The sequence below is a fragment of the Citrobacter sp. Cm046 genome, from assembly GCF_030333065.1.
Classification (GTDB): Bacteria; Pseudomonadota; Gammaproteobacteria; order Enterobacterales; family Enterobacteriaceae; genus Citrobacter; species Citrobacter murliniae.
On sequence record NZ_JAOWGP010000040.1, the window covers coordinates 72,191 to 92,260 of the forward strand.

The window sequence follows — 20,070 nt, forward strand, 5'->3', positions numbered from 1 at the left end:
CGTTAGCGGCCATCCGGCATTAAGCCTGCCCCACATACAAGTAAATTGCCAGGAAGTGGCAAACGCTGCCCCCCAGCACAAACCCGTGCCAGATAGCATGGTTGTATGGGATACGTTTGCAGACGTAGAAAATGACGCCCAACGAATAAATCACGCCGCCTACCGCCAACAACGTCACGCCGCCTACCGCCAGTTTTATCGCCAGTTGATATACCACAATCAGTGATAGCCAGCCCATTGTCAGGTAGGTCACCAGCGACAGGATCTTAAACCGGTGGGCGATGGTCAGTTTGAACAAAATACCGAGCAGAGCAAGGCTCCAGATAACAACCATCAGCCCTCGCGCCAGCGGTGAATCCAGGCCCACCAGCAGAAATGGCGTATAGGTCCCGGCGATCAGCAGATAAATAGCGCAGTGGTCGAATTTTTTCAGCCAGACCTTCGCTCTCTGATGCGGAACCGCGTGATACAAGGTTGAGGCGAGGAACAGCAGGATCATACTGCCGCCATACAGGCTATAGCTGGTAATGGCCATAGCGCTGGCATTGGTATCCACCGCCTGAACCAGCAACAGCACCAGTCCAACGATCCCAAACACCAGCCCGATACCGTGACTGATGCTGTTGGCTATTTCCTCAGCCAGCGAATATCCCTGCGCGATTAATGGTTTCTGAACCATAAGTTACTCCGGAGAAACGAACACTTTCGTGATTGCGTCTCTAGCGTAACTGAGAATGGTTCCAGTGAACACCTGTTAGCTAAAATATTTACCAGATAATAAATAATTAATATAAATCATATAATTAGTTTTTATTTTTCAGCTAACATTCGTACCAAAACACTCAAAGACATTTAAAATCAATCACATAAAATTGCGTTTGATGCGGATAGATCTCTGCAATCACGCGCTTAAGCTCATCAAGCGTCATATTTTCCTGCCGGGCATGTTTTTCCGTCAGCGTATCAAGTGTGATAGTCGATGTACCGACAACTTCGATAGTGCAGAAATAGCCGTCATCTTCGAAGCGCCCAACTCGCAGGATGTCGCCCGTTTTGAAATGTGATTCGGACTCATCGCGTATAGTGATTGTTTTGCGTCCGGCCAGAATGTCATCCTGGAAACGCTGAAAAAAAGTGATGTCATTTGGCTGCATGTTATTATCCCTGTAAATGAAGTCTGATGAGTGAGTTTTGCCATTGTGAGTATGTTCTCCCACGCCGCCATCGCCAGTCTCAACAATCTTGAGATGCTGGTCTACAACTATGTCATCAAGAACCGTGACAAAGTCATGTACATGACCATCCGCGAACTGGCCGACGCTGCTGGAGTCTCCACCACCACCGTACTGCGCTTTTGTCGTAAACTGAAGTGTGAAGGTTACTCGGAGTTCCGCGTACGCTTTAAATTATATTTAGAACAGAATGAACCACAACAGAGTAATTTTGGTGCCAGCGAAATTATCAGCTTCTTTAAAGGCGTGAATAACGACGAGTTTGATAATCTACTCAATCAAGCTGTCGATATTATATTATCTTCCGAACGTATTATATTTGTTGGCGCAGGTACCTCAGGAGCCTTAGCAAAATATGGTGCTCGTTTTTTCTCTAATGTAGGAAAATTCAGCAACCATATTGATGATCCTTATTTCCCGGTTACCAATGATATGGCCCGAAACGCACTGGCAATCGTCCTTTCCGTTTCCGGTGAAACAGAAGAGATCCTGCGTTTCGCCAGCCAGTTCAGCCTGCACAACTGTAAAGTGCTCTCTGTCACCAGCCATGAACACTCACGACTGGCGAAGCTGGCTGACTTTAATCTCTCCTGGCACGTCCCACAGACCCGAATTGCGGGCGTATATGATATTACTACGCAAATCCCCGTCATTTACATTCTGGAATCACTCGGACGAAAACTGGCGAAAAAATTAGTGTAAAAAAACAATCTGTTTTTTTGATGTAACAAATCACATTGGCGCTATTTTGTTATATCGTGACATTTATCTTTCCTTTGTTAGACTCAAAATCAGATTGTATTAATTTGAGACTGAGCGCAGATGAAAAAACTTACCTTACCGAAAGATTTTTTATGGGGCGGCGCGGTTGCGGCGCATCAGGTTGAAGGCGGCTGGAACAAAGGCGGCAAAGGGCCCAGCATTTGTGACGTACTCACCGGCGGTGCCCACGGCGTTCCGCGCGAAATCACCCAGGACGTTGTACCAGGCAAATACTATCCGAATCATGATGCGGTCGATTTTTACGGTCACTACAAAGAAGACATTAAGCTGTTTGCCGAAATGGGCTTCAAATGCTTTCGTACATCCATAGCCTGGACCCGTATATTCCCGAAAGGCGACGAAACCCAACCGAACGAAGAAGGACTGAAGTTCTACGACGACATGTTCGATGAACTGCTTAAGTACAAGATCGAGCCAGTCATTACCCTCTCCCACTTCGAAATGCCGCTACATCTGGTACAGCAATACGGTAGCTGGACCAACCGCAAAGTTGTCGATTTCTTTGTTCGGTTTGCTGAAGTCGTCTTTGAACGCTATAAGCATAAGGTCAAATACTGGATGACCTTCAATGAGATAAACAACCAGCGTAACTGGCGCGCTCCATTGTTCGGCTATTGCTGTTCAGGCGTGGTGTACACCGAGCATGAAAATCCGGAAGAAACCATGTACCAGGTACTGCATCACCAGTTTATTGCCAGTGCACTGGCGGTGAAAGCAGCGCGTCGCATCAATCCACAAATGAAAGTCGGTTGTATGCTGGCGATGGTCCCTCTGTATCCTTTCTCCTGTAAGCCGGAAGATGTGATGTTCGCGCAGGAATCAATGCGTGAACGCTATGTCTTTACCGATGTTCAACTTCGCGGCTATTACCCGTCTTATGTGCTTAACGAATGGGAACGTCGTGAATTCACCATCAGAATGGAAGATGGAGATGAGCAGATCCTGCGTGAAGGCACCTGCGATTATCTTGGCTTCAGCTACTACATGACCAACGCCGTGAAAGCGGAAGGCGGCAGCGGAGATGCGATTTCCGGTTTCGAAGGCAGCGTGCCTAACCCACACGTCAAAGCCTCCGACTGGGGCTGGCAGATTGATCCGGTAGGTCTGCGCTATGCTTTATGCGAATTATATGAGCGCTATCAAAAACCCCTGTTTATCGTAGAAAATGGCTTTGGCGCATACGACAAAGTAGAAGAAGACGGCAGCATTAACGACGATTACCGTATCGACTACCTACGAGCCCACGTTGAAGAGATGATGAAAGCCGTTACGTATGATGGCGTGGATCTGATGGGATACACGCCGTGGGGCTGCATCGACTGCGTCTCTTTCACTACCGGCCAATACAGCAAACGCTATGGCTTTATCTACGTGAACAAGCACGATGACGGTACCGGCGACATGTCGCGTTCGCGCAAGAAGAGTTTTAACTGGTACAAAGAAGTAATTGCCAGCAACGGTGAGAAGCTTTAACCACACAGGATAAAACGTACTTACCTGCGTGATGCCAGGTAAGTACGTAAACAAAGAGATCACCAGGTTTTACCGATTTTAAATTCCCAACGTACATTTTCCATTTTGGTCGCCGATTTGGCTTCTTGCATTACAGGGAAGAATGAACCAAAACCAAGCCATACATTTATTGAATCAATAGCAACATTAAAAGAGGGGCCGATAGCCCACTCGGTGGTACCTGAATGATTATTTATCACATGGCCCGTTGAGAGTTCCCGGGTACCTGAATCATTATGGCTATATGTACTCTCCACTCCAATATCCCACGGCATTTCGCTACACATATAGCGGAGTTGGGTATTCCATTGAAACTCATTTCCACGTTTAACCTCCTGATTTCCCCGTTCAAACGGACCCTGGAATATAAAATCCATATCACCTTTAATATTCGGGGTAAAAAACGTCGTTAAAGAAACTGATGCCCGAGCACCCCACGCCCCATTACCGGGTAAATGGTTATCTCCATCCTGTCCTGTCGGTAGCAACACCGCGCCACCAACTGTTAGCCAAAATGGCGCCCCCGCCCGCTGGCTCAATAATGCATAACTCAGACCAACTGACTGATCGCCTAACCCTTCTATGTGTTCGGGAGACATATTATCGCGTCGATTGTTAATATAAGACCCAACAGTCACACCTTCGAGCCTGTCAGTAAAACCGTAACGAATTTTAAGTAGCCATATTTGTGAGTAGATATCAGGGCTTCCACTGCCTTTTATTTGATCATCCTTATCACGGAATGAACTGTTTACTGCTGTCAGTAACATTCCCTGCGGGAGTAACGCTCCTCCTGAAATTGCTGTATTAACAGGAGCACCTAACAACTTACTGGGGGGTGATGGCTTATCCATTATTTCCGCCCCCATTGAATTCATAGATACAAAACATATTATTAATGATAATAAATTTAATCTCTTCATCATTCCTTCCTGAAATGAAAAATAAAAACACCGAAATAACTTCACAATAAATACATTTGAATCACTTATGGAATTTAATACGCTATAAATCAAAAAGGATTTAAAACCAAGCGAATTTAATGTACTGGAAATTATGCGGAAAAATTGAGATACAAATTCCGATTTAAGAGTTTATATGTTTCGCTGAAAGAGAATTTATTTACTTCCGTATCTCTGTCGCCAGATTCGGTATTTTCTCAGAGAGCTAATACTGGATGGCGTCCTTGTAAATGCAAATTATCAGGAAAACCAATTCATGGCACTGCTGGTTCAACACCTGTGGAGAACGGCAGTCCGTTGCATAAATCTACGGAACGGGTTGCGAACCTGTGTTCCGATTAGCGCAACGCCGTCCGGCAATTAACACATTACTTCCCTCCTGCCAGCTCCAGAAAACTCCCCGTAACATAAGATGCTTTCTCACTTAACAGCCAGGCGATCGCCTGAGCGACCTCTTCCGGTTGCCCGCCACGCTGCATCGGTAACATAGACTTCACACGATCAACTCTGCCTGGCTCACCGCCAGAGGCATGCATTTCGGTGTAGATAAGGCCAGGACGCACGCAATTCACACGTATCCCCTGTGCCGCCACCTCAAGTGCCAGACCGGTGGTGAGCGTATCTACCGCCCCTTTCGACGCAGCATAATCGACGTACTCAAAAGGGGCGCCAAGCCGCGATGCTGCCGAGGAGACATTAACAATTGCCCCACCCTGACCACCATGTTTTAAAGACATCCGCTTTACGGCCTCCCGACAACAGAGGAAATATCCAGTGACGTTAGTAGCCAGTACACGATTAATACGCTCGGCGGTTAAGTTTTCCACAGTACTCTGTTCAAACAAAATTCCGGCATTATTCACCAGTGCAGTTAGTGGTTCTCCTTCGCGGTCGATGGCTTCAAACATCGCCATAACCTGATTTTCATTACTGATATCTGCCCGCACGGTAAACGCCTTACCACCCGATGCGATAATGCTATTCACGACTTCTGTTGCGGCAAGAATATTGTGGTGAAAGTTAACCGCGACCGTGTAGCCCTCTTCTGCAAGTTGCCGCGCAGTGGCGCGCCCAATACCGCGACTGCCGCCTGTCACTAATGCGATTGCCATTTCGTATTCTCCAGAAATAAAAAAGCCGGGTGGCGCATGCGCTTACCCGGCCTGTCGTTCATACCTCAGGTATTACTGATATTCGCTCATCGGCACGCAGGAGCAGAACAGATTACGGTCACCGTAAACGTCATCAAGACGCTTCACTGTCGGCCAGTATTTATTCGCAACACCTGTCGGGAACACCGCTATTTCGCGGCTATAACCGTGATTCCACTCAGCAACCAGTTCGTTCTGCGTGTGCGGAGAGTTAACCAGCGGGTTATCTTCCAGTGACCACTCGCCTGCTTTCACGCGATCGATCTCTGCGCGGATTGCAAGCATCGCATTAATAAAGCGATCCAGTTCCACTTTACCTTCAGACTCCGTTGGTTCCACCATCAGCGTACCCGCCACCGGGAAAGACATAGTCGGCGCATGGAAGCCGTAGTCGATCAGGCGCTTAGCAATATCCAGTTCACTGATGCCGGTTTCTTCTTTCAGTGGGCGAATGTCGAGAATACACTCGTGCGCCACACGGCCATCGCGACCGGTATACAGTACCGGATAGGCATCTTTCAGACGGCTGGCAATGTAGTTGGCATTCAGAATCGCCACCTGGCTCGCCTGTTTCAGACCTTCTGCCCCCATCATGCGGATATACATCCAACTGATTGGCAGAATAGATGCGCTGCCGAACGGTGCAGCAGAAACTGCGCCCTGACGGGTGAGCATACCTTCAATCTGTACAACACTGTGCCCCGGTACAAACGGTGCGAGGTGCGATTTAACACCAATTGGTCCCATACCCGGACCACCACCGCCGTGCGGAATGCAGAAGGTTTTATGCAGGTTAAGGTGCGATACATCCGCGCCGATAAAGCCCGGCGAGGTGATACCGACCTGGGCGTTCATGTTCGCGCCATCCAGGTAAACCTGACCGCCATACTGATGCACAATCTCACACACTTCACGGATGGTTTCTTCATAGACGCCGTGAGTGGACGGATAGGTCACCATAATGCAGGAGAGGTTTTCGCCCGCCTGCTCAGCTTTGGCACGCAGATCAGCCAGATCGATGTTGCCGTTTTTATCACAAGCCACTACTACCACCTGCATACCCGCCATCTGCGCGGAAGCAGGGTTAGTACCGTGAGCAGAGGCCGGGATTAGACAGATATCACGATGCCCTTCGTTACGACTTTCGTGATAATGACGAATAGCCAGCAGGCCCGCATATTCGCCCTGCGCACCGGAGTTCGGCTGCATACAAACGGCATCATAGCCGGTCAGTTTTACCAGCCAGTCGGACAGCTGACCAATCATTTGCTGATAGCCTTCCGCCTGTTCCGGGGGGCAGAACGGATGCAGTTCAGCGAATTCTGGCCAGGTAATTGGGATCATCTCGGCGGCAGCGTTCAATTTCATGGTACAGGAACCCAGCGGGATCATCGCCTGGTTCAGCGCCAGATCTTTACGCTCCAGCGAATGCATATAGCGCATCATCTCGGTTTCGCTATGGTAGCGATTAAATACCGGATGGCTCAGGATCGCATCATCGCGCAGCATGCTGTCCTGAATAGAACGGCTGTCGAGGGCCACGTCTTTATCCAGAGCATCAATGTTCAGACCGTGGCTGTCGCCCAGCAGGACACTGAACAACTGCACGACATTTTCACGGGTGGTGGTTTCGTCGAGCGTAATACCTACCGCGTTATGAATATCACTGCGCAGGTTGATTTCTGCCGCTTCAGCGCGCGCCAGTACGGCAGCTTTGTCGGTTACTTCTACGCATAGGGTGTCGAAGTAGTGTGCGTGACGCAACTTCAGCCCTTTCTGTTGCAGACCTGCCGCCAGAATATCGGTCAGGCGATGGATACGATTCGCAATGCGTTTCAGTCCAACCGGGCCATGATAAACAGCATACAGGCTGGCGATGTTTGCCAGCAGAACCTGCGAGGTACAAATGTTGGAGTTCGCTTTCTCACGGCGGATATGTTGTTCGCGAGTCTGCATCGCCATACGCAGAGCAGTGTTACCCGCTGCATCTTTCGATACGCCGATAATACGGCCTGGCATGGAGCGTTTGTATTCGTCTTTTGCCGCAAAGAATGCCGCATGCGGGCCGCCATAGCCCATCGGTACGCCAAAGCGCTGTGCAGAGCCAAACACAATGTCGGCGCCCTGTTTGCCCGGAGCAGTCAGCAGCACTAACGCCATAAAATCAGCCGCAACGCTGACCACGACTTTACGGGATTTCAGTTCAGCAATCAGTTTGCTGTAGTCGTGAACTTCACCGGTGGTACCAACCTGTTGTAACAGAACGCCAAACACATCCTGATGATCCAGCGCTTTTGCCGCATCATCAACAATGACATCAAAGCCAAAGGTTTCCGCACGGGTGCGTACCACATCCAGCGTTTGCGGATGAACATCAGAAGCGACAAAGAAACGGTTGGCATTTTTTAGTTTGCTGACGCGTTTTGCCATCGCCATAGCTTCCGCTGCGGCAGTGGCTTCATCCAGCAGAGAAGCGGAAGCCATATCCAGACCGGTCAGATCCAGCGTGATCTGCTGGAAGTTCAGCAGCGCTTCCAGACGACCCTGGGAAACTTCTGGTTGGTACGGCGTATAGGCGGTGTACCAGCCTGGGTTTTCCAGCATGTTGCGCAGAATAACTGGCGGCAATTGCACGGCGGTATAGCCCATGCCAATGTATGACGTGAAGCGCTTGTTACGTCCGGCAATGGCTTTTAATTCAGCTAGCGCAGCGTATTCGGTCGCCGCCTCGCCCACCTGCGGCGGGGTTGCAAGCTGAATGTCTTTCGGCACAATCTGGCCGATCAGCGCGTTTAACGACTCGGCGCCAACCGCATTCAGCATCTCTTGCTGCTGCGCGGCGTCCGGTCCGATGTGGCGTTCAATGAAAGCGCCGCTGTTTTCAAGCTGGCTTAACGTCTGTGTCATGGGCGATGGTTCCTGAAACGTGCAGTGAATCGTAGGTGTATCTACTTACCTGAATACACGAAATAATTCTCGTTGCAGGACACAACGGCTTCCTGCAACGTGAAGAATGAAGCGTATTTACTCGTCTTCTAACAGTGCTTCATATGCAGTCGCATCCAGCAGCGACTCTATTTCGCTTTCATCGCTGGCCTTGATCTTAAAGATCCAGCCACCGGTATATGGCTCGCTGTTCACCAGTTCCGGGGAATCACTGAGCGCGTCGTTAACCGCAACAATTTCACCGCCCACAGGCGCATAAATGTCGGAAGCCGCTTTTACGGATTCTGCAACAGCGCAGTCATCGCCTGCGCTGACAGTCGCGCCAACTTCTGGCAGATCAACAAAAACCATATCGCCCAACAGCTCCTGAGCGTGTTCGGTGATACCAACGGTGTAAGAGCCATCAGCTTCTTTGCGCAGCCATTCGTGTTCTTTACTGTATTTCAGTTCTGCTGGTACGTTGCTCATCAATCAATCTCCAAAAAGGATGAATCACGCGACGGCTTTGCCGTTACGCACAAAAATAGGTTTAGTCACTTTTACCGGCATTTCACGGTTGCGGATCTGCACTATCGCTGTCTCGCCGATACCTGCTGGAACGCGCGCCAGCGCGATGCTGTAGCCCAGAGTTGGAGAGAATGTACCGCTGGTGATAACTCCTTCCTGCAGGTTGCCCTGAGCATCAGTGAAACGCACTGGCAGTTCATTACGCAGTACACCTTTCTCCGTCATCACCAGGCCAACCAACTGTTCATGGCCTTTTTCACGTTGCATTTCCAGCGCTTCGCGGCCAATAAAGTCACGGTCAGCAGGCTCCCACGCAATAGTCCAGCCCATGTTGGCCGCCAGCGGAGAAACACTCTCATCCATTTCCTGGCTGTACAGGTTCATACCCGCTTCCAGGCGCAGCGTATCACGTGCCCCCAGCCCGCAAGGCTTAACACCGGCTTCCACCAGCGCGCGCCAGAAATCCGCCGCTTTTTCATTCGGCATGGCAATTTCATATCCCGCTTCGCCGGTATAACCAGTGGTCGCGATAAACAAGTCACCAGTCTGCACACCGAAGAAAGGCTTCATGCCCTCTACCGCATGACGTTGTTCTTCATTAAACAGCGTGGCTACTTTTGCCTGCGCATTTGGCCCTTGCACCGCAATCATCGACAGGTCGTCACGAACGGTAATGTCGATGGCATAAGGTTCAGCGTGTTGGGTAATCCAGGAGAGGTCTTTTTCGCGGGTGGCGGAGTTTACAACGAGGCGGAAGAAGTCTTCAGTGAAGTAGTAGACGATCAGGTCATCTATCACGCCACCCGAAGCGTTAAGCATACCGGAATAAAGGGCTTTGCCGGTTTTCGTCAATTTCGCGACGTCGTTTGCCAGTAGATAGCGCAAGAACTCCCGGGTGCGGCTTCCGCGCAGATCGACGATGGTCATATGCGAAACATCAAACATACCAGCATCGGTGCGGACAGCATGGTGCTCATCGAGCTGAGAACCATAATGCAGGGGCATCATCCAGCCATGGAAATCAACCATGCGCGCGCCACATAGCGTGTGTTGTTCGTACAAAGGAGTCTGTTGAGCCATCTTTTCCTCGTTGAATAAGCGGGGCTACCAACTCTTTCGTGGTGAAATCTTCGCCACGAAACCCAGCACCGCAGCCGCTCCGGGGGCTGCGACGCAAACGTTCTCTTTGCCTTGAACTTACCACCGAAATAGACGCTAAACCATAAGTCAAAATTAACCATCACATTAGCTTATGACTAAAAATGACAGGATCTGCATCAGAATAAAAAACCACATAAAGGCCATTAAATCAGCGCAATTGATATGAACATGTTGAAATAATCAGCATCAATCCATATTAAATATGGAAAAAATGTTAAAAATGGCGTTATGAGAAAATAGTAATATTAAAAAAACTAATGCGAAAAAAGGTGTGGAATTAGATTATTTCAAATGAGATAAGTGTCCCGGCGCGCAGGCCGGGAGAGGAAAGTGTGACGGGTCTCAAACTCTTAAAATTGTCCTTTCGGACGTTAACGTAGCCACTCAGGAAGGTCGTTTAATCCCATTGCCTGACGGAGGAGTTGTGGTTTTATGCCAGGGAGGGTATCCGCCAGTTTCAGACCAATATCACGCAGCAGTTTCTTCGCCGGGTTTTCTCCGGCAAACAGTTCGCGGAAACCTTGCATACCAGCAAGCATCAGCGCCGCGCTGTGCTTACGGCTACGCTCATAACGACGCAGGTAGAGATGCTGGCCAATGTCTTTCCCCTGGCGTTGCAGGCGCTTAAGCTCATCAATCAGCTCTGCGGCATCCATAAAGCCAAGATTAACCCCCTGACCCGCCAGCGGATGGATGGTATGCGCCGCATCGCCAACCAGTGCCAGACGATGGGCGGCAAACTGGCGAGCATAGCGCCCCGTCAACGGGAACGTCTGACGTTCGCTTTCGAGTTGGCATAACCCCAGACGATTATCAAAGGCAATGTTCAGCGCCTGGTTAAACTCTTCAACGCTTGCCTGCTGCATACGCTCAGCTTCCTGCGGCGAGAGTGACCAGACAATAGAGCACAGATGCGGGTCACTGAGCGGTAAAAATGCCAGAATTCCCTCACCATGGAATGCCTGGCGAGCAACAGCACCATGTGCTTCCTGCGTACGAATAGTCGCGACCAGCGCATGATGCCGGTAATCCCAGAAGGTCAGCGGGATATCTGCTTTATTACGCAGCCAGGAGTGAGCGCCGTCTGCACCAATCACCAGGCGTGCGGTCAGCATCGATCCGTCCTTCAGGGTCAGAAAAGCATCGTTCTCACCCCATGCCACCTGCTGCAGTTCTGCCGGGGCCATAAGCGTAATATCCGCCGACTGCTGTGCCTTTTGCCACAATGAGTAATGGACCACCGCATTTTCTACGATGTGTCCCAAATGGCTGTACCCCATGCTTTGGTCATCAAATTCGATGCGCCCAAAACTGTCTCGATCCCACACTTCCATACCGTGATAACAACAGGCACGGCGGGCGACGATGTCTGACCATACGCCAAGACGGGTAAGCAGTTTTTCGCTGGCAGCATTAATTGCCGACACACGAAGCTGAGGAGGAGCATCCGTCGCCAGAGGGTGTGGAACATGTTGTTCTAACACTGCAACGCGTAACCCGCTGCCCTGCAAACCGCAGGCAACCGCCAGTCCTACCATGCCGCCACCAACAATTGCTACATCAACACTTTGCACTGTTTGCTCCTGAAAACGGGACGATCAAATACCGTAGGCCAGATAAGGCCTACTGGTCTACAGGCCATCATTAACGCGCAACCCACCCCAGGGTCCGCTCTGCCAGCGCATCTCGCGCGGGGGTAAATAATTCCATCGCCATTAATCCGGCATTACGCCCAACGATCAACGGAGCCCAGCGATTGGCAAACAGATACACCAGGCTATTCGTCACGCCAATCGTCGCTTCACGGTCAGTCTGACGACGTCGCTGATAACGTGACAACACCGCATAATCGCCTACATCTTCGGCGGTGCTATGTGCCTGAGTCAGCGTTTCAGCAAGACTCATGACATCACGCATTCCAAGGTTAAAACCTTGTCCGGCAATCGGATGAAGCGTTTGTGCAGCATTGCCGACCAGAACAGTACGATGGGTCACTGCCTTCACTGCTGTGGTTAATGAAAGCGGATAGGCACTGCGTTTACCCGCTTGCGTAATATGACCCAGCCGCCAGCCAAATGCTGTTTGCAGCTCACGGCAAAACCGTTCGTCGGACCAGGCCAAGATCTCATCACGCCGCTCAAGCGGATGACACCACACCAGCGAGCATCGGCCATCTGACATCGGCAACATTGCCAGCGGGCCATGTTGCGTAAAGCGCTCAAACGCCCGTCCGTTATGCGGAACGGAGGTTGTGACGTTGGCAATCACGGCCAACTGTTCGTAAGGTTGCAGTTGCCAGTCAACACCACACGCGGTAGCCAGCGCAGAGCGAGTACCGTCAGCCGCTACCAGCACGCGACCGGTAATCACTTCACCATTCTCCAGTGTGACCTCAACGCATTCCTGGGTGCGCGACACGCTGGCAACCCGATCAGGACAATGCAGCGTAACACCACGCGCTTTGCGCAACAGTGCGAACAAACGCAGCCCAACATCATGCAGTTCCACCACCTGACCCAGTGCCGGTATACGGTATTCGTGCGCATCAAGCGTAACAAACCCGGCATGTCCACGATCGCTGACGTGTACTGTTTTGATCGCCGTTGCGCAATCGGCTATTGCCTGCCAGACGCCAATTCGCGCCAGCTGTTGACAGGTACCTGCCGCTAGCGCAATCGCCCTGGCGTCAAACCCCGGATGACAATCGCCCTCTGGATCGCTCGCTTCAATCAGATGAACCGGTAGCGTCCCATGGGTAAGCTGAGAAATGGCCAGCGCCAGCGTCGCGCCGACCATACCACCACCAACGATAATTACGCTCATTGCAGTCGCGCCGCAGCCATTAAGGCTTCAATCTCATCCGCCCTCTTAACCATACCAGAAGTAAGGTTTTCATTACCGTCTTCGGTAATGAGGATGTCATCTTCAATACGAATACCGATACCGCGATAAGCGGGCGGTACGTCGGCGTCAGGTGCGATGTACAGCCCTGGCTCTACGGTAAGCACCATCCCCGGTTCAAGAATACGTGAGCGATCCTGACCATAAACACCAACGTCGTGTACATCCAGCCCCAACCAATGGCTAAGACCATGCATAAAGAAAGGACGGTGTGCGTTATCGGCTATCAGTTGGTCAATTTCACCATGCAGAATACCGAGCTTCACCAGACCGGTAATCATGATACGTACCACTTCACCTGTGACCTCCTGGATGGAAGTACCGGGGCGATACAGACGCAAGCTGGTTTCCAGCGATTCCAGCACAATGTCATAGATTTCGCGCTGCGCAGGGGTGAATTTGCCGTTTACCGGGAAGGTACGCGTAATGTCGCCTGCGTAGCCTTTGTATTCACACCCGGCGTCAATCAACACCAGATCGCCATCGCGCATTTCACTTTCGTTTTCGGTGTAATGCAGGATACAGCCGTTTTCGCCACTGCCGACAATGGTGTTGTAGGACGGGTAACGCGCACCATGACGGGTGAATTCGTGGTGAATTTCCCCTTCAAGTTGGTATTCAAACATCCCTGGACGACATTTTTCCATCGCACGGGTGTGCGCAAGAGCAGTGATTTCTCCGGCGCGACGCATCACTGCGATCTCTTCTGGCGATTTAAACAGGCGCATCTCATGCACCATTGGGCGCCAGTCAATAATAGCCACCGGCGCTTTCAGATTTTGTCTGGAACCTTTACGCAATTTTTCCAGTGCAGTGAAGACTATCTCATCTGCATACGCATATTCGCCTTGTGCGTGGTAAACCACGTCCAGACCATTAAGCAGTTGGTGCAGTTGCTGGTTGATTTCACTGAAGGCTAACGCCCGGTCAACGCCCAGTTTCTCCGGCGCAGCATCCTGCCCCAGACGACGGCCAAACCAGATCTCTGCGGTAAGGTCACGTACCCGATTGAACAAAACGCTATGGCTATGAGTGTCATCACTTTTAATCAGCACCAGCACAGCTTCAGGTTCGTTAAAACCAGTGAAATACCAAAAATCGCTGCTCTGGCGATATGGATATTCACTGTCCGCACTGCGCGTCGCTTCAGGGGCGGCGAAAATCAGTGCGGCGCTGCCGGGTTGCATTTGTGCCAGTAAAGCCCGGCGGCGGCGGAGATACTCTTGCTGCGTCATAACACTCTCCTTGGCGTTTCGTTCTTAGTGCAAAGTCGGTTTACGTACTTCTGGTGCAGTCGGCTGCTGACGTGTAAATGTGTCATGACATAGCAGAGCCGCAACACGCACATACTCAATGATCTCTTCGAGCGACATTTCCAGCTCTTCCTGATCTTCGTCTTCGTCGTATCCCAACTGAGCGATATTACGCAGATCGTCGATAGCTTCGCCGGTTTCGCCGGTCACTTTATCGAGCTTAGGTTGGGTGACACCGAGACCAAGCAAAAAGTGGTTTACCCAACCTGCCAGCGCATCGGCACGTTCGAAGACGCTGACATCGTCTCCCTCAGGCAGATAAAGCTGAAAAAGAAAACCGTCGTCTTCCAGGGCATCACTGGTGGCTGAGTGCATTTTAACCAGAGCCTGGGCCAGCTCATGACCAAAGGCCAGGCCTTCATTCGTCAGGTCGTGCAACAGCGGCTGCCATGAGCTGTCGTTGTTACCGCCGCAAATCATCCCACTGATCAAACCGTGCATTTCGGCAGGGGTCAATCCAGCCCCTTGTTGGTTCAAAAACTGGCTAACTTCGTTGTAACCAGGCATTTCGTTCTGTATAGACATAAGCATTCGTCATCAAAGGGAGGATATTCATGATATGCTACCACTTTGGACCCTGGTGGACCAGAAAAGGGCTTGTATCTTGATACCAGGGTAGCTATAGTGTCGCCCCTTCGCAGACCAAGGTCTGGAGACGAAGGCAGCGCAGTCAATCAGCAGGAAGGTGGCATGTCTGCACAACCCGTCGATATCCAAATATTTGGCCGTTCACTGCGAGTGAATTGCCCGCCTGAACAAAGGGATGCGTTGAATCAGGCTGCGGACGATCTGAATCAGCGATTGCAAGATCTGAAAGTTCGCACTAGAGTCACAAATACTGAGCAGTTGGTTTTCATCGCCGCGTTGAACATCAGCTATGAGTTAACTCAGGAAAAAGCGAAGACGCGTGACTACGCGGCGAGCATGGAACAGCGTATTCGGATGCTGCAACAAACCATTGAACAGGCGTTGCTTGATCAGGGTCGCATTACCGAAAAAACGCCCCAAAACTTTGAATAACACTTTTCGGTTTACTGTGGTAGAGTGACCGTGAAGACAAAATTTCTCTGAGATGTTTGCAAGCGGGCCAGTCCCCTGAGCCGATATTTCATACCACAAGAATGTGGCGCTCCATGGTTGGTGAGCATGCTCGGCCCGTCCGAGAAGCCTTAAAACTGTGACGACGCATTCACCTTGAACCAAGGGTTCAAGGGTTACAGCCTGCGGCGGCATCTCGGAGATTCCCTTCTACCTGGCTACAGCCATGACACTACTTCCTGAACTTCCATTATCCCGGCAAGAAATTCGTCAACTGATCCGTCAGCGTCGCCGTTCGCTTACTTCTGAACAACAAATCCAGTTCGGTCAGCAGGCTGCGACCAGAATGCTGAGCTATCCCCCTGTTGTACTGGCACACACCGTAGCGGTTTTTCTCTCCTTTGATGGTGAACTTGATACCCAACCGCTGATCGAACAGCTCTGGCGGGCTGGCAAGCGTGTCTACCTTCCGGTTCTGCATCCGTTCAGCCCCGGTAACTTACTGTTTCTGCACTATCATCCGCACAGCGACCTGGTGACAAACCGGTTAAAAATCCAGGAACCTAAACTGGATGTACGCGACGTATTGCCGCTGTCGAAACTGGATGTACTTATCACACCGCTAGTCGCATTTGATGAAGACGGACAGCGTCTGGGAATGGGCGGAGGTTTTTACGACCGCACATTACAAAACTGGCAGCAATATAAGATCCAGCCCGTGGGCTATGCACATGATTGCCAGTTAGTCGAAAAACTACCGGTCGAAGAGTGGGATATCCCACTGCCTGCGGTGGTGACGCCGTCAAAAGTGTGGGAATGGTAAGGGTGACAAAAACCAAATTACCTGGATTGACTTTGCTGATTCTTTAACCTAGTTTAGTGAGTAAGGGTAAGGGAGGATTACTCCTCCCCTGTGACTGACTGTTAATAAGCTGCGAAACTTACGAGTAACAGTACAATCAGTATGATGACTGACTTCATCATAACCCTTCTCCTTTAAGCCCTCCCTTCGGTGAGGGCTTTTACCGTTTCAGCCCCATGCTGCCCCTCTATCGTAAATTGTCACTGTATTGACACAATGCGCTATACAGCCTTTACTCTCCTTCTGCGGCAAGCTTCGCAAACGCTCTTGTGAATGATGTAAGCGGTAGAAAAGTTAACAGTATTGAGAAAAGGGGTTGTCAGGGAAGAGACGATGGGAGAAGTGATGTCAAAGCTAAAATGCAGCGATTGCCCCTTTTTGACCAAGCAGCGGCAAACAACAAGCAGGCCGCAGCCTGCTTGTCAAAAGCATAATTAGTACAGCATGCGCGCGCGAATTGTTCCTGGAATGGCTTTCATCGCCAGCAGCGCTTTCTCCGCCACATCTTCATCCGCCTCGATATCAATAACCACATACCCCACCTGCGCGGAGGTTTGCAGATACTGCGCGGCAATGTTAACGCCCTGCTCAGCGAAGATTTGGTTCAGCGCGGTCAATACGCCCGGACGATTTTCGTGAATGTGCATCAGGCGACGACCACCATGCAGCGGCAGCGAAACTTCCGGGAAGTTGACAGCAGACAGCGTAGAGCCGTTGTCGGAATACTTCGTAAGCTTACCTGCCACTTCCAGACCGATGTTTTCCTGCGCTTCCAGCGTTGACCCACCAATGTGCGGCGTCAGGATCACGTTATCAAAATCGCACAGCGGAGAGGTGAATGGATCGCTGTTGGTCGCCGGCTCTGTTGGGAATACGTCGATTGCTGCCCCTGCCAGATGTTTAGTTGCTAACGCATCGCATAGCGCTGGAATATCGACCACCGTTCCGCGAGCAGCGTTGATCAACAGCGCCCCCGGTTTCATCAGTGCAATCTCTTTTGCGCCCATCAAATTTTTCGTTGATGCATTTTCCGGTACGTGAAGACTCACCACATCGCTCATATTCAGCAGATCGGAAAGATGCTGTACCTGTGTAGCGTTACCAAGAGGTAGTTTATTTTCGATATCATAGAAATAGACATGCATCCCCAGCGACTCCGCCAGAATGCCCAACTGGGTACCAATGTGGCCGTAACCGATAATGCCCAGTTTTTTACCACGCGCCTCAAAAGAGCCGGTAGCCAGTTTATTCCAGACGCCGCGGTGCGCTTTAGCATTGGCCTCCGGAACGCCGCGAAGCAGCAGCAACAGCTCGCCAATAACCAGTTCGGCAACAGAACGCGTGTTAGAGAATGGTGCGTTAAACACAGGGATCCCGCGTTTTGCCGCTGCGCTCAGGTCAACCTGATTGGTACCGATACAGAAGCAGCCAATCGCAACCAGTTTCTCTGCGGCTTCAATAACATCTTCAGTCAGATGGGTACGGGATCGCAGGCCAATGAAGTGGGCATCACGGATGGACTCTTTCAGTTGTTCTGTGTCCAACGCGCCTTTATGAAACTCGATGTTGGTGTAACCTGCCGCACGAAGGCTTTCCAGTGCTTTTTGATGCACGCCTTCAACCAGCAGAAATTTAATCTTGTCTTTCTCCAGCGATACCTTTCCCATTTACCCGACCCTGTCTTTTTTGTTCAAACTGATGTGTTGTGTGTGGGATTTTCATCCTCCTCTTCAACATATCAAAAAATAATATTGCGGCAATATGAACGTTTGCGTCGTCGTTCTGAAGAAGTGTCATTCAGTGGGAAATGTCAGAGTAAAATACTGGTGATAACTTTTTCTTTGGAGGGATCGGCAGGACAAGATTGAAAACGTGACAGATGTCACCAAATTTGCCCTGCCAAAATTTTTTTAACGGTAGAAGACTCTCCCGTCAGATCATTTTACGATAGTTTTCACGCCATCAGCCGTGCCAATCAGCGCCACATCGGCGCCACGATTGGCAAACAAACCTACGGTCACAACTCCTGGAATCGCATTAATAGCGTTTTCCATAGCAACGGCGTCGAGGATCTCCAGGCCGTGCACGTCGAGGATCACGTTGCCATTGTCCGTCACCACGCCCTGGCGGTATTCAGGACGCCCACCCAGTTTCACTAACTGGCGAGCAACCGCGCTACGCGCCATCGGGATAACTTCTACCGGCAGCGGAAAGTTACCGAGAATATCGACTTCTTTAGACGCATCAGCGATGCAGATAAATTTCTTCGCCACTGAAGCAATAATTTTTTCACGGGTTAACGCCGCACCGCCACCTTTAATCATCTGCATGTGGCCGTTAATTTCATCAGCACCATCAACATATACGCCGAGGCTATCCACTTCGTTAAGATCGAACACGTGGATGCCGAGGCTTTTGAGTTTTTCAGTCGATGCGTCCGAACTGGACACCGCGCCTTCAATCTGGCCTTTCATTGTGCCCAGCGCATCAATAAAGTGTGCGGCTGTTGAACCTGTACCTACGCCCACAATGGTGCCGGGCTGTACATACTGAAGTGCCGCCCATCCTACTGCTTTTTTCAGTTCATCCTGCGTCATGATCGTTTCGCCTGTGGTGTGAAAATTCACGCGCATTATAGAACATTGCGCAGAAAAATGTCCCCACACCCGCTCGCAGGCGGCGGATTTCGTCTTTACCCAACCAAAAATTGTGTCATAGTGCAGAACACGCAAAAATTTCAGGAGTACGTCAGAGCAATGAAACGTCCGGACTACAGAACACTACAAGCACTGGATGCGGTTATTCGTGAACGAGGATTTGAGCGCGCTGCGCAAAAGCTGTGCATCACGCAATCCGCGGTTTCACAACGCATAAAACAGCTTGAGAATATGTTCGGACAACCATTGCTGGTGCGCACCGTACCGCCTCGTCCTACTGAACAGGGACAAAAGCTGCTGGCGCTTCTGCGCCAGGTTGAGCTGCTGGAAGACGAGTGGCTCGGCGATGAACAAACCGGCTCTACCCCGCTGTTGCTCTCTCTGGCGGTGAACGCCGACAGCCTGGCGACATGGTTACTCCCGGCGCTGGCACCAGTGCTGGCAAACTCACCGATTCGCCTGAATTTACAGGTTGAAGATGAAACGCGCACCCAGGAACGCCTTCGTCGCGGTGAAGTGGTCGGTGCGGTGAGTATTCAACATCAGGCGCTGCCAAGCTGTCTGGTGGATAAGCTAGGCGCGCTTGACTACCTGTTTGTGGGATCAAAGCCTTTCGCCGAGCGTTATTTTCCTAATGGCGTCACCCGCTCAGCCCTGCTGAAGGCGCCGGCGGTGGCGTTTGACCACCTTGACGATATGCACCAGGCCTTCCTGCAACAAAACTTCGATCTTCCGCCTGGCAGCGTTCCATGCCATATCGTTAACTCGTCCGAAGCCTTCGTACAATTAGCGCGCCAGGGCACCACCTGCTGCATGATCCCGCACTTACAGATAGAAAAAGAACTGGAAAGCGGTGAGCTTATCGACTTAACGCCGGGCTTATTCCAGCGCAGGATGCTGTACTGGCACCGCTTTGCACCGGAAAGCCGCATGATGCGCAACGTCACTGACGCACTGCTGGCATACGGGCACAACGTGCTGCGCCAGGATTAACCCTTTCATTTCATTGCCGGATGACGCTTCGTTTATCCGGCTTAACACCTCT

At 50.9% G+C, this 20,070-nt stretch carries 19 protein-coding genes and 1 other RNA gene; 6 read left to right on the top strand and 14 right to left on the bottom strand.

Annotated elements, in window-relative coordinates; genetic code table 11:
• Positions 1-19: 19 nt before the first annotated feature.
• Both trhA and yqfB read right to left on the bottom strand, forming a co-directional pair.
• Positions 20-679: a PAQR family membrane homeostasis protein TrhA gene (trhA, locus tag OGX98_RS12395; RefSeq protein WP_045447262.1), complete on the bottom strand. Its 660-nt coding sequence runs from the start codon at positions 677-679 to the stop codon at positions 20-22.
• Between the two features lie 163 nt (positions 680-842).
• Complete coding sequence (gene yqfB, locus OGX98_RS12400) at positions 843-1,154, bottom strand: N(4)-acetylcytidine aminohydrolase (RefSeq protein WP_045447266.1); 312 nt, start codon at positions 1,152-1,154, stop codon at positions 843-845.
• Between the two features lie 51 nt (positions 1,155-1,205).
• Here yqfB and OGX98_RS12405 point away from each other — a divergent pair, with 51 nt between their 5' ends.
• Entirely contained in the window at positions 1,206-1,934 is a 729-nt protein-coding gene (locus OGX98_RS12405) for a MurR/RpiR family transcriptional regulator (RefSeq protein ID WP_045449772.1), read from the top strand.
• Positions 1,935-2,054: 120 nt separating this feature from the next.
• Positions 2,055-3,488: a 6-phospho-beta-glucosidase BglA gene (gene bglA, locus OGX98_RS12410; protein WP_048220596.1), complete on the top strand. Its 1,434-nt coding sequence runs from the start codon at positions 2,055-2,057 to the stop codon at positions 3,486-3,488.
• Between the two features lie 59 nt (positions 3,489-3,547).
• Here bglA and OGX98_RS12415 read toward each other — a convergent pair whose 3' ends face one another.
• The 9 genes from OGX98_RS12415 to OGX98_RS12455 form a co-directional block, all read right to left on the bottom strand.
• Complete coding sequence (locus OGX98_RS12415) at positions 3,548-4,450, bottom strand: transporter (RefSeq protein ID WP_200010106.1); 903 nt, start codon at positions 4,448-4,450, stop codon at positions 3,548-3,550.
• Positions 4,451-4,857: 407 nt separating this feature from the next.
• Positions 4,858-5,601 carry an SDR family oxidoreductase gene (locus OGX98_RS12420; protein ID WP_286595345.1) on the bottom strand — a complete coding sequence of 248 codons (744 nt, stop codon included), beginning with the start codon at positions 5,599-5,601 and terminating at the stop codon, positions 4,858-4,860.
• A 72-nt stretch (positions 5,602-5,673) separates the two neighbouring features.
• Positions 5,674-8,547, bottom strand: coding sequence for an aminomethyl-transferring glycine dehydrogenase (gene gcvP / locus OGX98_RS12425; protein ID WP_286595346.1), 2,874 nt, complete (start codon positions 8,545-8,547; stop codon positions 5,674-5,676).
• 117 nt (positions 8,548-8,664) lie between these two features.
• A complete protein-coding gene (gene gcvH / locus OGX98_RS12430; RefSeq protein WP_045447282.1) occupies positions 8,665-9,054 on the bottom strand; it encodes a glycine cleavage system protein GcvH in 390 nt (129 codons plus the stop codon).
• A 24-nt stretch (positions 9,055-9,078) separates the two neighbouring features.
• Positions 9,079-10,173, bottom strand: a complete 1,095-nt coding sequence (gene gcvT / locus OGX98_RS12435; protein WP_286595347.1) for a glycine cleavage system aminomethyltransferase GcvT — start codon at positions 10,171-10,173, stop codon at positions 9,079-9,081.
• 452 nt (positions 10,174-10,625) lie between these two features.
• A complete protein-coding gene (gene ubiI / locus OGX98_RS12440) occupies positions 10,626-11,828 on the bottom strand; it encodes an FAD-dependent 2-octaprenylphenol hydroxylase (RefSeq protein WP_286595348.1) in 1,203 nt (400 codons plus the stop codon).
• Between the two features lie 70 nt (positions 11,829-11,898).
• Positions 11,899-13,077, bottom strand: a complete 1,179-nt coding sequence (ubiH, locus tag OGX98_RS12445) for a 2-octaprenyl-6-methoxyphenyl hydroxylase (protein WP_200009966.1) — start codon at positions 13,075-13,077, stop codon at positions 11,899-11,901.
• Entirely contained in the window at positions 13,074-14,390 is a 1,317-nt protein-coding gene (gene pepP / locus OGX98_RS12450) for a Xaa-Pro aminopeptidase (RefSeq protein ID WP_286595349.1), read from the bottom strand. The genes ubiH and pepP overlap by 4 nt, the downstream gene beginning before the upstream one ends.
• A gap of 24 nt (positions 14,391-14,414) precedes the next feature.
• Entirely contained in the window at positions 14,415-14,993 is a 579-nt protein-coding gene (locus OGX98_RS12455; RefSeq protein WP_136345249.1) for a YecA/YgfB family protein, read from the bottom strand.
• A gap of 165 nt (positions 14,994-15,158) precedes the next feature.
• Here OGX98_RS12455 and zapA point away from each other — a divergent pair, with 165 nt between their 5' ends.
• From zapA to OGX98_RS12470, 3 genes are all read left to right on the top strand, one after another.
• Positions 15,159-15,488: a cell division protein ZapA gene (gene zapA / locus OGX98_RS12460; RefSeq protein WP_045447299.1), complete on the top strand. Its 330-nt coding sequence runs from the start codon at positions 15,159-15,161 to the stop codon at positions 15,486-15,488.
• 41 nt (positions 15,489-15,529) lie between these two features.
• Positions 15,530-15,713, top strand: a non-coding RNA gene (gene ssrS, locus OGX98_RS12465) — 6S RNA.
• Between the two features lie 19 nt (positions 15,714-15,732).
• On the top strand, positions 15,733-16,329 hold the full coding sequence (locus OGX98_RS12470) for a 5-formyltetrahydrofolate cyclo-ligase (RefSeq protein ID WP_045447302.1): 597 nt from the start codon (positions 15,733-15,735) through the stop codon (positions 16,327-16,329).
• Positions 16,330-16,430: 101 nt separating this feature from the next.
• On the opposite strand, the gene OGX98_RS12475 is transcribed toward OGX98_RS12470, so the two are convergent.
• The 3 genes from OGX98_RS12475 to rpiA all read right to left on the bottom strand — a co-directional run bounded on the left by OGX98_RS12475 (position 16,431) and on the right by rpiA (position 18,965).
• Positions 16,431-16,490: a type I toxin-antitoxin system Ibs family toxin gene (locus tag OGX98_RS12475; RefSeq protein WP_136345268.1), complete on the bottom strand. Its 60-nt coding sequence runs from the start codon at positions 16,488-16,490 to the stop codon at positions 16,431-16,433.
• Between the two features lie 312 nt (positions 16,491-16,802).
• On the bottom strand, positions 16,803-18,035 hold the full coding sequence (gene serA, locus OGX98_RS12480) for a phosphoglycerate dehydrogenase (protein ID WP_045447305.1): 1,233 nt from the start codon (positions 18,033-18,035) through the stop codon (positions 16,803-16,805).
• A 270-nt stretch (positions 18,036-18,305) separates the two neighbouring features.
• The gene (rpiA, locus tag OGX98_RS12485) at positions 18,306-18,965 is read right to left on the bottom strand and encodes a ribose-5-phosphate isomerase RpiA (RefSeq protein WP_136345248.1); all 660 of its coding nucleotides are present in this window, start codon (positions 18,963-18,965) and stop codon (positions 18,306-18,308) included.
• 159 nt (positions 18,966-19,124) lie between these two features.
• Between rpiA and argP the strand changes: the two genes are divergently transcribed.
• Complete coding sequence (gene argP, locus OGX98_RS12490; protein ID WP_003825477.1) at positions 19,125-20,018, top strand: DNA-binding transcriptional regulator ArgP; 894 nt, start codon at positions 19,125-19,127, stop codon at positions 20,016-20,018.
• Positions 20,019-20,070: the final 52 nt, after the last annotated feature.

Coding starts and splice junctions, on each gene's coding strand:
- trhA (WP_045447262.1), bottom strand. CDS start 679: ATGGTTCAGAAACCATTAATCGCGCAGGGATATTCGCTGGCTGAGGAA.
- yqfB (WP_045447266.1), bottom strand. CDS start 1,154: ATGCAGCCAAATGACATCACTTTTTTTCAGCGTTTCCAGGATGACATT.
- OGX98_RS12405 (WP_045449772.1), top strand. CDS start 1,206: ATGTTCTCCCACGCCGCCATCGCCAGTCTCAACAATCTTGAGATGCTG.
- bglA (WP_048220596.1), top strand. CDS start 2,055: ATGAAAAAACTTACCTTACCGAAAGATTTTTTATGGGGCGGCGCGGTT.
- OGX98_RS12415 (WP_200010106.1), bottom strand. CDS start 4,450: ATGAAGAGATTAAATTTATTATCATTAATAATATGTTTTGTATCTATG.
- OGX98_RS12420 (WP_286595345.1), bottom strand. CDS start 5,601: ATGGCAATCGCATTAGTGACAGGCGGCAGTCGCGGTATTGGGCGCGCC.
- gcvP (WP_286595346.1), bottom strand. CDS start 8,547: ATGACACAGACGTTAAGCCAGCTTGAAAACAGCGGCGCTTTCATTGAA.
- gcvH (WP_045447282.1), bottom strand. CDS start 9,054: ATGAGCAACGTACCAGCAGAACTGAAATACAGTAAAGAACACGAATGG.
- gcvT (WP_286595347.1), bottom strand. CDS start 10,173: ATGGCTCAACAGACTCCTTTGTACGAACAACACACGCTATGTGGCGCG.
- ubiH (WP_200009966.1), bottom strand. CDS start 13,077: ATGAGCGTAATTATCGTTGGTGGTGGTATGGTCGGCGCGACGCTGGCG.
- pepP (WP_286595349.1), bottom strand. CDS start 14,390: ATGACGCAGCAAGAGTATCTCCGCCGCCGCCGGGCTTTACTGGCACAA.
- OGX98_RS12455 (WP_136345249.1), bottom strand. CDS start 14,993: ATGTCTATACAGAACGAAATGCCTGGTTACAACGAAGTTAGCCAGTTT.
- zapA (WP_045447299.1), top strand. CDS start 15,159: ATGTCTGCACAACCCGTCGATATCCAAATATTTGGCCGTTCACTGCGA.
- OGX98_RS12470 (WP_045447302.1), top strand. CDS start 15,733: ATGACACTACTTCCTGAACTTCCATTATCCCGGCAAGAAATTCGTCAA.
- serA (WP_045447305.1), bottom strand. CDS start 18,035: ATGGGAAAGGTATCGCTGGAGAAAGACAAGATTAAATTTCTGCTGGTT.
- rpiA (WP_136345248.1), bottom strand. CDS start 18,965: ATGACGCAGGATGAACTGAAAAAAGCAGTAGGATGGGCGGCACTTCAG.
- argP (WP_003825477.1), top strand. CDS start 19,125: ATGAAACGTCCGGACTACAGAACACTACAAGCACTGGATGCGGTTATT.